We start from the raw sequence: 14269 nt of genomic DNA, 5'->3' as shown, positions 1-14269 counted from the left end.
AATCATCATGACGGTCATCAAGAAACTGGTCACCTTGCTGCGCGGCAGTGCCCGCGAAATCGGCGAGAGCGTGGTCGACAGCAATGCCACGCGCATCTACGAGCAGGAAATCATCGACGCCAAGCACAGCATCGAAAAGGCCAAGGGTGATCTCACTGGCGTCATGGCCAAGGAGATGCAATCGGCCCGCGAAATCGAGCGCCTGAAGAACGAAGTCACGCGTTACGAAGGCCTGGCACTCGAGGCGCTCAACAAGACGCAGGAAGGCTTGGCGCTCGATGTGGCCGCAAAGGTCGGCACGCTCGAAAAAGAGCTCGAGGAGCAGGCCAAGGCGCACGCCTCCTACGCGCTGCAGGTGTCCAAGCTCAAGGACCTGATCAAGACGGCCGAAGCGCGCATTCGCGAGCACGAGCGCGAGATCGGCATTGCCAAGACCACCGAGAGCGTCTACCGCGCCACGCAATCGATCTCCGAGAACATCGGCGCGGGCGGTTCGCGCCTGTCCAATGCGCGCGAGTCGCTCGAGCGCATCCGCCGGCGCCACGAAGACCTGGCCGACCGGATGACCGCGAGCCAGGCACTCGAAAACGAGCTCGGCCACAGCGCTCTCGAAAAGAAGCTGGCGGCCGCGGGCATCGGCAGCGATGTCGACCGCACCGGCCTGGTGATGGAGCGCATCCGCGCCCGCCAGGCCAAACCGGCGGAGCCCGGCACCCAATGACCGTACGGGTCAAGCCGGTTCGCTGGCAAGGCTCGGACGAGGCGATACGCGCCGTTCAGGTGGCGTTCGATGTGGAAGAAGCCGTGCTGGAGGCGGTGCGCACGGCGGCCTTCGAGCAGCACGTGTCCACCTCCGACCAGATCCGGCAAGTGCTGGGGCTTGCGACAACGTCCAAACCCAAGCGGCCGCGCCTGACCGTGTCGCTGAATGCGGCAGACTACGAGTTTCTGGCGGCGAGATATGGGCTCGCCCCGGACGACCGCCTGGCCATCAAGGAGAGGGCCACGCGCGATCTGATTGCTTTTGCAAGTGGTGGAAAGAAAAAGGGCACCGGCGCAACGAAGCCGGGCCGCAGATAAAAACACAACCCGCACGCGGGAGGGTCAATGGGAAATTTCATGGATGCGGTGACGGGTTACCCCACCGCGATCTACACGGTGCTGCTGGGCGTCGTGGTGATCTATTGGGTGCTCGCGGTCGCCGGCATGGTCGACATCGAGCACAGCGGCATCGACGTCGATCTGCAGACCCATGCCGACGGTGACACCAGCGACGTGGGGCAGCTCGCGAGCTATGTGGTCGCGTTCGGCCTGAACGGCGTGCCGTTCTCTGTGGCGGTGAGTTTGCTGGTGCTGGTGTCGTGGACGCTGTCTTGCCTTGGCGGGGAGTGGCTGCTGCCGCTGGTGCCCACGCTGCCGCTCAAGCTCCTGGCCGGTACGGTGCTGCTGGTGGCGAGCGCCGCCATTGCCATACCCGTGACGGCAGTGGCCATTCGCCCGCTGCGCGGCTTGTTCGTGAGCCACACGGCCGTGAGCAATGCGGCGCTGGTCGGGCAGGCCTGCCGCGTGGTCACCGGCGTGGTGAACGAGAAAGACGGCCGCGCCGAAGTGGCCCGCCGCGGCGCCAGCCTGAACATTCGCGTCTGGGCGCCCACGCCCAACACCCTCAAGCGCGGATCGCAAGCGCTGATTCTCGAATACGACGAGGTGGCCGGCCGCTACCTCATCGCAGCGCACGAAGACATCGTCTGACCGCGCGCATCCCCTTACCGTTCGTTCGCTCTTAAAGCATCTCTGGAGAAAAAATGGAGCCCATCCTCTTTGCCGTGGCCATCCTGGCCGTGGTCATCCTCGGCCTGTTCGCGATGTTCGCCAAGTTCTATCGAAAGATCGAACAGGGCCACGCGCTCATCGTGAATACCCTGCGCGCCGAGCCCGAGGTAACCTTTACCGGGCGAATGGTCTACCCCATCATCCACAAGGCCGAGCTGATGGACATCTCGGTCAAGACCATCGAGATCGACCGCTCCGGCAACGAAGGCCTCATCTGCCGCGACAACATTCGCGCAGACATCAAGGTGAAGTTTTTCGTGCGCGTGAACAAGACCGCGGACGATGTGCTCAAGGTGGCGCAGGGCATTGGCTGCGCGCGCGCTTCGAACCACGAAACGCTCGAAGAATTGTTCTCGGCCAAGTTCTCCGAGGCGCTCAAGACCGTCGGCAAGTCGATGGATTTTGTCGACCTGTACCAGGCGCGCGACGGGTTCCGCGACCAGATCATCAGCCAGATCGGCAACGACCTTTCGGGCTACGTGCTCGAAGACGCCGCCATCGATTACCTCGAGCAAACGCCGCTGTCCGAGCTGGACACCAACAACATCCTCGATGCGCAGGGCATCAAGAAGATCACCGAGCTGACGGCGGTCGAGCATGTGCGCACCAACGAGCTGCGCCGCAACGAGGAAATGCAGATCAAGAAGAAGAACGTCGAGACGCAGGAAGCCCTGCTCGAGCTAGAGCGCCAGCAAGCCGATGCCACCGCCCGCCAGCAGCGCGAAATTGCCAGCGTGCGCGCCCGCGAAGAAGCCGAAACCGCCAAGATCCAGGCCGAAGAGCGCACCAAGTCTGAAACCGCGCGCCTGGTCGCCGAACAGTCCATCTCGGTGCAGCAGGAAAACGTGCAGCGCGAGAAGGAAGTGGCCGAGAACAACCGCAAGCGTGCGGTGGCCATCGAAGAAGAAAAAGTTACGCGCGCCCGCGATCTTGAAATTGTCGATCGCGAAAAGGAAGTGACGCTGCAGCGCATCGAGAAGGACAAGGCCGTCGAAGTGCAGAAGAAGGCGATTGCCGACGTGATTCGCGAGCGCATCGTGGTCGAGCGCACCGTGGCCGAGCAGGAAGAAGCCATCAAGGAACTGCGCGTGGTGGCCGAGGCCGAGCGCACCAAGAAATCCGTCGTGATCATGGCCGAGGGCCAGGCCGAAGAGAAGATGGTGCTCGACGTGAAGGCGGCCGAAACGCAAGAAAAGCGCGCCCGCCACAAGGCGGCCGAAGAACTCACGCTGGCCGACGCCAAGCTGAAGGTGGCCGAGCGCGACGCCGAATCGAAGAAGCGCGAAGCCGAAGGCGTGGAAGCCATCTCGGCCGCGCCGGGCCTGGCCGCTGCCAAGGTCGAGATTGCGACCGCGCAAGCCAAGCTCGCGAGCTTCGAGGCCGAGGCTTCGGGCAAGGAAAAGCTCGGCTTGGCCGACGTGCATGTGCGGCAGGCCGATGCCGACGCCGTCCTCAAGGCCGGCCAGGCCGATGCGCAGGTGATCGAGGCGCGCTCGCAGGCCGAGGCCGCGGGCATGCGCGCCAAGTTCGACGCCGAAGCCTCGGGCAAGGAGAAGCTCGGCCTTGCCGAAGTGAACGTGCGCACGGCCGACGCCGAAGCCACCCTGAAGTCGGGCCAGGCCGACGCGCAGGTGATCGAAGCCCGCTTCAGCGCCGAGGCCAAGGGCCTGCATGAAAAGTTCGAAGCCATGAAGGCAATGAGCCCGGACACCCGCGACCACGAGGAATTCCGCATGCGCCTGGAAAAGTCGCACATCGAAACCATGAAGGGCATCGATGCGCAGACCTCCATTGCCAAGGAGCAGGCCGAGGTGCTGGGCACCGCACTCGCCAACGCCAAGATCGACATCGTGGGCGGGCAGGGCGACTACTTCGACAGCTTCGTGCGCTCGCTGTCCGTGGGCAAGGGCATCGACGGCGTCATCTCCAAGAGCAATGCGCTGCAGGTGGCCTTCAAGGACCAGCTGGCCGGCGACCGCGACGTGGTGAAGGACCTGCGCGACATCGTCGGTGCGCTCGGCAATTCGTCCGGCGAGATCCAGAACCTCAGCGTTGCGGCGCTCATGAGCCGCATTACCAGCGACGGCAGCGAAAGCCAGAAAACCGCGCTGAGCAACCTGATTTCCACCTTCCGCAACTGAGTGGGCGCGCAATGAACCCAAACCTCAAATGCAGCTGCTCGGCGCATTCGCCCATGCAAGCCGTTGCCCTGGCCGAGGCGCTGCTGGCCGTGAACTGCACTGACTGCGGCGGCATGGTCATGTCCATGGAAGATTGGCGCGCCTGGAAGGCCGCCGACCCTGCGCGCGAACCCCATGCAATCGATGACGAGGTCATCGAAGTGTTCGATGCCGCATCGGTGCGGCATTGCCCCGAGTGCGACCGGCTCATGCAGCGCCTGCGCGTGAGCGCGGGGCCCGACTTTCGCATCGACCGCTGCATTGCCTGCCAGAACCTCTGGTTCGACCAGGGCGAATGGCCTGCGCTCGTGAGCCGCGGCCTGGCCAACCGGCTCGACGAACTGCTGTCCGACAGGTGGCAGCGGCAACTGCAGACCGAAGAGGTGCGCGAGGTGCGCCTTGCCGCGCTGCGCCGCCGCTACGGCAACGACTGCATCGACGAGCTGGACCGCATTCGCGCCTGGCTCGACACCCAGCCCCACCGCGACGAATTGCTCGCATTGCTGCGCGCGGACTGACCGCGCCGACCTATGCAACCCACGGAAGAATCGGGGCGCCGGCCGGCGCCCAGGCGCCGTCTGACCAGACAGAAACCCTGGTGTCCGGCAGCGGCAGCTACGACCTGCTGAAGAAGCGGCTTGAAACACAGGGCGAAGGCCTGCTCGCGAAGACGCAGGCGCTCAACGAGCGGCGTCTCGCCGAGTTCGGCCGCTCCGAGCAGGCCTTGGTGCTGCGCACCCGCGCGCGCACCGAGAACAACGCCGTGGCGCGCGACATCGTGCGCATTGGCGATCTGCTGCTGTTCGGCTACAACGTGTTTATCGGCCTGCGCAAGGAAACGGCCGTGAGCGACGTGTTCGGGCTCTACCGATTGGCAGTGCCCGGAGAGGCCGCCACCGAGAACGACGAGCTGCAGCCCGTGCCGCTGGCCGGCACCTTTCTCGAAGACACCCGCTTCGTCTCCGATTTTCGCGAGCTGTACGCCTACTACAAGCAGGCGACGATGCTGCAGCTGCGCGTCACGCAGGACAAGCTGCTCGCGTCCTTCCAGATCGGCCAGCAGCTGGGCGACGTGCGCGTGTTCCGCTGGGCCATCGAGCGCAGCGGCGACATCCACTACATCGACAACCGCGGCGAGCGCGACATTGCGCTGCCCGCGAGCCACGACTTCGAGTGGACCGTGGCCACGCGCGAAGACCACGTGGGCGGCAAGCACCCCCATGTGAACGTGCTCGACACGGTGTTTGTCGAAACCCTGGGCGGCGACCTCACGGTCAAGATCGAGAACAACACCGAAACCGGCCTTGGTATCTACAGCGAGCCGGTGGAAGACAAGAGCCAGTCGCTGACCGACGCCGAGATTTCGTGGGCCAAGCTCGGCATGCTGATCTTGCTGCGCGTAAAGCCTTACCGCGAGCAGGTCACGCGCTACCTGGTCTTCAACATCCGCACGCAGCAGGTCGAGCGCATCGACGCCATCGGCGGCTCCTGCGTGCAGCTGCCCGAAGACCACGGCATCATCTTTCCGGGCGGCTACTACCTGCAGTCGGGCGAGTACAAGCGCTTCGACCTGCCGGGCGAGGTGGTGGAGAGCCTGCGCTTCAAGCGCATGCTGCGCTCGCCCAACGGGGAAGACGTGGCCTACGTCTTCTACGACCCGAAGCCGGGGCGCTATGCGCTCTTCAACTACAACCTGATCGACAAGAAGCTCGCCACGCCGATCATCGCCAACGGCTACGCGCGCTTTGCCGACGGCCGCATCCTGGTGTTCAACGGCGACGCCGGCGAGCCGACGCGTGTGCACCCGATGCAGCTCTGGCAGACGCCGTTCGCCAGCGAAGAGCATGTGAGCGCGCAGCCGCCCGCCACCGGCTTCTTCGGCAAGATCGGCAATGCCGAGCTGGTGCGCGGCGTGAGCGACCTGATGGGCATTGCCCGTGCGGTACGCGAGCAGGCGCCCACGCGCGCTGCGTACGAAGACCTGATTCGCCAGTGCACCCGCGTGAGCGACGCCTACTTCTGGCTGGACGCCTCCGAAGCAGCCGGCCTGATGGGCGAATTGCGCAGCATTGCCGACGTGGCGCGCAGCACGCTGGCCGAGTTCGAGAAGGTCGACACCATCCGCCGCGAAACCGCGCGTGCACTGGCCCGTGCCGAAGACGAGCAGCACGCCTTGCTGGTCGACATTGCCAGCACGCTCTGGCGCGCGCCTGACGATTTTGTGAAAGCCCTGGGCCGCCTGCGCGAACGGCGCGGCGCGCTGCAGATGCTCAAGGAACTGCGCTATGCCGACCTGCAGCGCATCGCCTCCATGGACGCGGCACTCGAGACCGAGCAGCAGCGCATCGGCGAACGCGCCATGCAGTTCCTGGCGGCGGACACGGCCTTCAGCGGCCAGCGCCAGGCGCTGGACAAGCTGGCGCTCGACCTGCCCAATCTTGCGACTTCGCCCGCGCTCGGCCAGATGCTGGCAACGCTCGACGAGCAAGCGGCCGGCCTCGATTTGCTGACCGAACAGCTCGGGAGCCTGCCAGGCGGTGATGCGGTGATCCGCACTTCGATTCTCGACCGCATCTCGCTGATCTACGCCGACATCAACCGCATGCGCGCCGATGCACGCGCGCGGCGCAAGTCACTCGGCGCAACCGAGGCGCGCGCGGAGTTCGGTGCGCAGTTCAAGCTTTTCAGCCAGGCGGTGGAAAACGCGCTGGAGTTTGCCGACACGCCCGAGAAGTGCGACGACGCGCTCACGCGCCTCTTGGCCCAGCTCGAAGAAATCGAAGGCCGCTTTGCCGAGCAGGAAGACTTTTTGGCCGACATCGCCGAAAAGCGCGAGACCGTGTACGAAGCGCTTTCCGCGCGCCGCCAGAGCCTGGTGGAGGCCCGCCAGCGCCGTGCGCAGGGCGTGGTCGACGCGGCGGGGCGCATCCTCGACGGTATTCCGCGCCGCATTGCGCAGTTCGGCGACCTGAAGCAGGTTCACAGCTACTTCGCCGCCGATCCGATGATCGGCAAGCTGCACACGCTGATTGCAGACCTGCGCACGCTCGGCGCCGCCGTGCCGGCGGACGAGCTCGACACGCGCCTGAAGACAGCGCGCGACCAGGCCCTGCGTTCGATTCGCGACAAGCGCGAACTGGTGAGCGAAGGCGGAGACACCCTGCGCCTGGGCCGTCATGCCTTTACCGTGCACCGCCAGCCCGTCGACCTGACCTTGGTGGCCCGCGAGAGCGGTATGGCCTACCAGGTCACCGGCACCGACTACCTGAGCCCCGTGGACGAGCCGCGGCTGCTGCCGCTGCAACGCTACTGGAACCAGGCGCTGGTTTCGGAAACCACCGAACTGTCGCGCGCCGAATACCTGGCCGGCCGCCTGCTCGAGTCGTTGCTCGATGGCAAGGCCGAGCGCACCTGGGCCGAGGTGGTCACGCTCCTCACCGAAGACCCGTTGCATCCGCAGCTGCTCGAAATGGTGCGCCGCTTCGCAGCTGCGCGCTACCAGGAGGGCTACCAGAAGGGCATTCACGATGACGACGCGTTGCGCCTGCTCGGTGCGCTCGTCGCCATGCAAGACCAGGCCGGCCTGCTGGCATGGGGGCCGACCGAACGCGCACTGGCGCTGCTCTACTGGCAGCACGGCCATTTGATCGCGCACCGCGAATCGCTGCTGCGGCGCGCGCGTGCCGCCTTGCAGATGCGGGCATTGTTCGCCCGCCGCGACGCGCTGGAGCAGCTCGAAGCCGACACGGCGCGCGCGCTGAATCACTTTGCGCGCGACATGCTGCCCGACCTGCTGCCGTTGGCCGAAACCGCTACCGAAGAAGAGCGCGACGCCCACCAGGGCCGCGTGTCCACCGTGTGCGGCCAGGCGGCTGCCTACCTGGTGCGCGAACTGGCCGGCGAGCACGGCGGGGAAACCTGGGCCGTATCGGGTGCGGGCGAAGACCTGGCCGCCGCGTTGCTTCGCGAGCTCGAAAGGGGTGGCCGGCGCGATGCGTGGCAGCACGATCTCGATGCCGCACCGCCGGCGGAGCGCTGGCGCCTTGCGCGCGACTGGGTGCGTGCCTATGCGGTTCATCAGGCGCCGCAGTCGGTCGATTGGGTAGACGACGCGGCCAGCGTGCTGGCCATGCCGATGCAGCGCAAGCGTGTCAACGTGGCGCTCGACCGCACGGTCGAGGGGCTGCGCGGTGAACATCCGCGCGTGGCCGATGGCCGCATGACGCTGAACCTGAACGACTTCTGGCGCCGCTTCCTGTTTCACACCACGCATGCGGTGCCGGGCTACGAGGCGCTGCACAGCCTGCGGCACGAGCTGCTCGAACGCGAGAAAGCTCGCCTCAAGCTGGGCCAATTCCAGGCCAAGCCGCTCTCGACCTTCGTTCGCAACCAGCTGATCGACGAGCTCTACCTGCCCATCATCGGCGACAACCTCTCCAAGCAGATCGGCTCGGCGGGCGAGGGCAGCCGCACCGACCGCATGGGTTTGCTGCTCCTGATTTCGCCGCCCGGCTACGGCAAGACCACGCTCATGGAATACGTGGCAGACCGGCTCGGCCTGATCTTCGTGCGCATCAACTGCCCGGCGCTGGGCCACGGCGTCACGGCCATCGACCCGGCCAACGCGCCCAACAGCGCCGCGCGGCAAGAGCTGGAAAAGCTGAACCTCGGCCTGGCAATGGGCAGCAACGTGATGCTGTACCTGGACGACATCCAGCACACGAGCCCGGAGTTTCTGCAGAAGTTCATTGCGCTGGCCGACGGCACGCGCCGCATCGAGGGCGTGTGGAACGGCGAGCCACGCAGCTACGACATGCGCGGCAAGCGCTTTGCCATCGTGATGGCTGGCAACCCGTACACCGAGTCGGGCGACGTGTTCAAGATTCCGGACATGCTGGCCAACCGGGCGGACATCTACAACCTGGGCGATGTGCTCTCGGGCCGCGAGGCGGCGTTTGCGCTCTCGTACATCGAGAACAGCCTGACCTCCAACCCCACGCTGATGCCGCTGGCCTCGCGCGACCCCAAGGACGTGCAGCTGCTGGTGAAGATGGCGCAGGGGCACGAGGTGCCGAGCAGTGCGCTTTCGCATGCGTACAGTGCGGCTGAGTTGGAAGAGATAAAGGCACTGCTGCAGCGCCTGTTCCGTGCGCGCGACCTGCTGCTGAAGGTCAACCTCGCCTACATCGAATCGGCCGCGCAACAGGAGGCCTACCGCACAGCGCCGCCGTTCAAGCTGCAGGGCAGCTACCGCAACATGACCAAGCTCGCGGGCAAGATCACCGCGTTGATGCGCGACGACGAGCTCGACGCTTTGCTGCGCGACCATTACCGCGGCGAGGCGCAGACCCTGACCACCGGCGCGGAAGAAAACCTCTTGAGGCTTGCGCAGCTTCTGGGCAGCCCCACGCCGGAAGAAAGCGCGCGCTGGGCGGCCATCTGCGAAGAGTTCGTGCGAAAGAAAAAGCTCGGCGGCGACGACGTCGACGGCAGCCAGCGCATTGCAAGCAGCATGCTCGACGTGGCGCGCGCGGTCGATGCGCTCAAACCCAAGCCGCCCGCCGAAGGCCCGAGCGAAAGCCAGCGGCTGGCCGACGCCATGCTGCAGATTGCGGTGACTTATCGCGAACTGATCCTTCCGCTAGTAACCGCCACCGAACGCCGGCTAGAGCTCGACCGGTCGATCAAGCAGGACATGGAGCGGCTTGCGGCTGAGGTGCAGGCTGCGCGTGGCGTGGTTAGGCGCTCGCCCAAGCCGGACAAGGAGAGCTAGGAATGAGGGGTTGTCTTTCTTTGCGTCGTGTTGTTTTGCGCTGCGGTTCTTCAGGGCGCGCACCCGCCGACGGGGTACCTTTCTCCGCGAATGTCCCCCGGCCTGCGGCCTCCTCCTTTATTTCGCTGCGCAAGGCACCCCGCCAGCGGCTGCGTTGCACAGAGCGGTTGTTGATCAGCGGTACACCAGCAGCGTGCCCTCGTGCACAGGGCATCGGGTGCTTCCCGCATCGAAATAAAGGAGGAGCCGAAGGCGGGGGACATTCGCGGAGGGGGAGTACCCGGTGGCCTTTGCACAAGCCCTGAACGAGAGGCCCTGAATGGGCGCAGCACTATGGAGATTCACTGACATGTCGGCCCTTCCCGAACTACTGGCCCAGCTGGACGCCACCATGACCGATGAGCGGCTGAGCGACGACGAGCGCCGTGTGCTGGTGCATACGCTTCGTGAGGCCTCACCGCCTGAGGACGGTTTGCGCCAGTTGCGCAATCGTGCATTCGACCTGGTGCGCGCCCGCACAGCTGATCCGGAGCAACTGTCCCTGCTTAAGTGGCTGGAAGGCGTTGTGCGCGCAATCGACACAGGCCGCTCGCCTGATGCCGTCAACGTGCACTCGCAGGCCTTCTTCAGCCCCGGCACCGCTTGCCTGCAGGCGATCAATCAGCAGCTGAAGGCCGCCAGGCGCTCGGTCGATCTGTGCGTGTTTACGCTTTCAGATGACCGCATTACCGCCGAGGTGTTGGCCGCACATCGGCGCGGCGTGGCGGTGCGCTTCATTACCGACAACGACAAGGAGTTCGACCGCGGCAGCGACGTAGGGCAATTGCGCGCGGCGGGTATTCCGATTGCGGTGGACCGCACCGAGGCGCACATGCATCACAAGTTCGCCATCTTCGACGGCGCACGGTTGCTGAACGGCAGCTACAACTGGACCCGCAGCGCCTGCGAGCACAACGAGGAGAACGTCATCTTGAGCAACGACCCCTCGCTCGTGCGCCGCTTTGCGGACGAATTCGACATCTTGTGGAAAGAACTGCAGGCCGCCTGATGCCAAGAAGAATCGACTACGACTGGGAACTGCCGCCTGAAATCCAGCAGCGGCTGGGAGGCGCGAGCTACGGTGCGCAGCGCATCATTCACGAGCAGGGCCATCTGCTGGTGATCCTGCACGAGCCGCCCGCCGGCCCCGGCGCGGAGCGCAAGCCCGCGGTGTTCTTGCGCAAGCCCGATGGCGCGTGGTTCCACAAGGGCAACAACCCCGGCGAGCGCGCTTTTGCCAAGCTGCTCGAAAGCTACCGCACGGCGCTGGCTACTTTCGAGACCAGGCACGCGGTCGCTGAAACTTCCGAAGATCTGTTCCAGGTTCTCGGCCCGCTTATTCCGCTGACCCGCGCCGCCATGAACCTGCAGGCCGTGCTGCAAGCGGCGCGCGATGCCGTCAAGGAAGACCTCATGCTGATCGACCTCCGCGATCTCGCGGTCGAGATCACGCGCGGCCTGGAGCTGTTGCTGGCCGACACCCGCATGTCGCTCGACTACCGGCTCGCGCACGCGGCCGAGGCGCAGGCGCGCTCGACCCGGGAAGTCAGCCGCGCGCAGCACAAGCTCAACACCATCGCGGCGCTGACCTTTCCGCTCATGGCCGTTGGTGCCGCATTCGGCATGAACCTGCACAGCGGCATGGAGAACATGCCAGTCTGGATGTACTGGGCGATCTTCGCGGGCGGTCTCTTCCTTGGCGTTTTGCTGCGCGGCTGGGTCAAAGCGCCGGAGGCTCCGCTGCTGCCTGCCGCCAAACCTGCGTTGGCCAAGAAGAAGTAGAGCACGTAGAGCACCGGCCTTCGCATTTTGCGAAGGCGTGCTGCCGTCAGAGCAATTCCGGCGGACGCGATCTGTTCTTAGAGTTGGGGCATTCCCACAGGAGACAGACGCAGATGAACGCACTCGAAGGCCTCAAGGTGCTGGAGCTCGGCCAGCTCATCGCCGGCCCGTTCGCCGGCAAGACGCTGGCGGAATTCGGCGCGGACGTGATCAAGGTCGAGCCTGCGGGCGTCGGCGACCCGCTGCGCAAATGGCGGATGCTGCGCGAAGGCACTTCCGTGTGGTGGGAGGTGCAGTCGCGCAACAAGCGCTCGGTGTGCTTAGACCTGCGCAGCGCTGAAGGCCAGGAGGCCGTGCGCGCCCTGGCGCTCGAGGCCGACGTGCTGATCGAAAACTTCAAGCCGGGCACGCTCGAAGGCTGGGGCCTGGGCTGGGAGCAGCTGCATGCACTCAACCCCCGGCTCATCATGCTGCGCATTTCCGGCTACGGGCAGACCGGCCCCTACCGCGACAAGCCGGGTTTTGGCGTGCTCGGCGAATCGATGGGCGGGCTGCGCTACCTGAGCGGCGAACCGGGCCGGGTGCCGGTGCGCGTGGGCGTTTCGCTCGGCGACACGCTGGCTGCGCTGCATGGCGTCATCGGCGTGCTCACGGCACTGCACCACCGCACGGCTCATGGCGGGGAGGGGCAGTTCATCGACGTGGCGCTGTATGAGTCGGTCTTCAACGTGATGGAAAGCCTGCTGCCCGAATACGACGCTTTCGGCGCTGTGCGGGAGCGTGCCGGCAGCGCGTTGCCGGGTATTGCGCCGACCAATGCCTACAAGTGCAGCGACGGCCACTACGTGCTGGTGGCGGGCAACGGCGACAGCATCTTCCGCCGGCTGATGCGCGCCATCGACCGCGCTGATCTTGAGAATGATCCGCAGCTCGTGCACAACGACGGCCGCGTGGCGCGCGTGGAAGAAATCGATACAGCCATCGAGGCCTGGACGCTGCAGCGTAGCCGCGACGAGGTGCTGGCGGCGCTCGATGCGGCGGGCGTGCCCGTCGGGCGCATCTACTCGGTGGCCGACATCGCCGCCGATCCGCAATACCAGGCACGGCAGATGATCGTGGAGGCGACCACTTCCGATGGCGGAACGCTCAAGGTGCCCGGCGTCGTGCCGAAGCTCAGCGCCACGCCGGGCCGCATTGCGCACCCTGCGCCACGGCTCGGCGAACACACGGGCGATCTGAAAGGCCCGGGCTGGCCCGCACGCCGCACCGAGGAAAGCGAGGCCGTATGAAAGCAGGCAACGGCAAGCGGCTCTTCATCAACGAAGTGGCCACCCGAGACGGCTTCCAGATGGAAAGCCGATTCATCCCCACCGACGACAAGATTGCATTGATCGACCGTCTGGGCACGCTCGGCTACGCCAAGATCGAGGTGACCTCATTCACTTCCGCCAAGGCGATACCGGCATTGCGCGACGGCGAAGAGGTGATGCAGCGCATCGTCCGTCGGCCGGGCGTGGTCTACACCGCGCTGGTGCCGAACCTGCGTGGGGCCGAGCGCGCGCTGGAAAGCCGCATCGGCGAATTCAACATCGTCATGTCGGTGAGCGAAACGCACAACCTCAGCAACCTGCGGATGACGCGCGAGCAATCCTTCGCCCAACTCACCGAAGTCATAGCGCTGGCAAGGCAGGCCGGCGTGCCGGTGAACGTCTCGCTCTCATGCGTGTTCGGCTGCCCAATGGAAGGCGAGGTGCCGCTTGCCACGGTGCTCGAATGGATCGACCGCTTCGCCGCGCTGCAGGTGCAGGGCGTCACGCTGTGCGACACCACGGGCATGGCTTTTCCTACGCAGGTGCAAGCGATTTGCGAGGTGGTGCTGGCGAGATATTCCGCACTGCAATGGACGGCGCACTTTCACAACACGCGCGGCATGGGGCTTGCCAACACCGTGGCCGCGGTCGAGGCGGGTATCGAGCGCCTCGACATGTCGCTGGGCGGCATCGGCGGCTGCCCGTATGCACCCGGCGCCACCGGCAATGTGGCCACCGAGGACGTGGTGCACATGCTGCAATGCATGGGCTACGACACCGGCATGGACCTGGAAGGCCTGATCGATGCCGCGTCGGCGCTCGAGGCCCTGGTGCAGCATGACTTGCCGAGCCAGGTCTCCCGCGCCGGACACCGGTTCACGCGGCATGCGCCACCGGCGGATTTCAACGACATCGTGGCGCGTGCGCATGCGCGCCACGGCAAGGAGCTGCAGACATGATCGACCATCTGGACCACCTGGTGCTCACCACCGTCGACGAGGAGGCCTGCACCCGCTTCTACACCGACGTGATGGGCATGGCGCTGGAAACTTTCGGCCCGGGCCGCAAGGCATTTCGCTTCGGCAACCAGAAGATCAACCTGCACGTGAAGGGCCACGAGTTCGAGCCCAAGGCGCAAGTGCCGATGCCCGGCTCGCTGGACCTGTGCTTCATCGCGAGCGCGCCCTTGGACGACGTGATCGCGCGCCTGAAGGACAGGGGCGTGCCGATCATCGAAGGCCCGGTGATGCGGACCGGCGCCACATCGCGCATCCGCTCGGTCTATGTGCGCGACCCTGACCTGAACCTCATCGAAATCTCCGAGCTTTCGCCCTGAGCGCGCCGGCTTCGAA

The 14269-nt window shown here is 65.6% G+C and carries 11 protein-coding genes; all 11 read left to right on the top strand.

Annotated elements, in window-relative coordinates:
* The first annotated feature begins 7 nt into the window (after positions 1-7).
* Entirely contained in the window at positions 8-721 is a 714-nt protein-coding gene (locus M0765_RS27275; RefSeq protein WP_258507489.1) for a PspA/IM30 family protein, read from the top strand.
* A complete protein-coding gene (locus tag M0765_RS27270; RefSeq protein ID WP_258507487.1) occupies positions 718-1080 on the top strand; it encodes a hypothetical protein in 363 nt (120 codons plus the stop codon). The genes M0765_RS27275 and M0765_RS27270 overlap by 4 nt, the downstream gene beginning before the upstream one ends.
* Positions 1081-1107: 27 nt before the next feature.
* Complete coding sequence (locus M0765_RS27265) at positions 1108-1752, top strand: OB-fold-containig protein (protein WP_258507482.1); 645 nt, start codon at positions 1108-1110, stop codon at positions 1750-1752.
* 53 nt (positions 1753-1805) lie between these two features.
* Positions 1806-3974, top strand: a complete 2169-nt coding sequence (locus M0765_RS27260; protein ID WP_258507479.1) for a hypothetical protein — start codon at positions 1806-1808, stop codon at positions 3972-3974.
* 53 nt (positions 3975-4027) lie between these two features.
* On the top strand, positions 4028-4531 hold the full coding sequence (locus tag M0765_RS27255) for a zf-TFIIB domain-containing protein (RefSeq protein WP_258507477.1): 504 nt from the start codon (positions 4028-4030) through the stop codon (positions 4529-4531).
* Positions 4532-4611: 80 nt separating this feature from the next.
* The gene (locus M0765_RS27250) at positions 4612-9786 is read left to right on the top strand and encodes a DNA repair ATPase (protein WP_258507475.1); all 5175 of its coding nucleotides are present in this window, start codon (positions 4612-4614) and stop codon (positions 9784-9786) included.
* A 349-nt stretch (positions 9787-10135) separates the two neighbouring features.
* Entirely contained in the window at positions 10136-10834 is a 699-nt protein-coding gene (locus M0765_RS27245) for a phospholipase D-like domain-containing protein (RefSeq protein WP_258507473.1), read from the top strand.
* Positions 10834-11607: a hypothetical protein gene (locus M0765_RS27240; RefSeq protein ID WP_258507472.1), complete on the top strand. Its 774-nt coding sequence runs from the start codon at positions 10834-10836 to the stop codon at positions 11605-11607. The genes M0765_RS27245 and M0765_RS27240 overlap by 1 nt, the downstream gene beginning before the upstream one ends.
* Before the next feature lie 113 nt (positions 11608-11720).
* The gene (locus tag M0765_RS27235; protein WP_258507471.1) at positions 11721-12896 is read left to right on the top strand and encodes a CaiB/BaiF CoA transferase family protein; all 1176 of its coding nucleotides are present in this window, start codon (positions 11721-11723) and stop codon (positions 12894-12896) included.
* Entirely contained in the window at positions 12893-13876 is a 984-nt protein-coding gene (locus M0765_RS27230) for a hydroxymethylglutaryl-CoA lyase (RefSeq protein ID WP_258507469.1), read from the top strand. The genes M0765_RS27235 and M0765_RS27230 overlap by 4 nt, the downstream gene beginning before the upstream one ends.
* Positions 13873-14253: a VOC family protein gene (locus M0765_RS27225; protein ID WP_258507467.1), complete on the top strand. Its 381-nt coding sequence runs from the start codon at positions 13873-13875 to the stop codon at positions 14251-14253. The genes M0765_RS27230 and M0765_RS27225 overlap by 4 nt, the downstream gene beginning before the upstream one ends.
* The last annotated feature ends 16 nt before the right edge of the window (positions 14254-14269 follow it).

It is taken from the genome of Variovorax sp. S12S4 (assembly GCF_023195515.1).
In the GTDB taxonomy this organism is placed as follows: Bacteria; Pseudomonadota; Gammaproteobacteria; order Burkholderiales; family Burkholderiaceae_C; genus Variovorax.
Note: the sequence above shows the minus strand (reverse complement) of the source record. Positions and strands in the feature narration are given on the sequence as shown.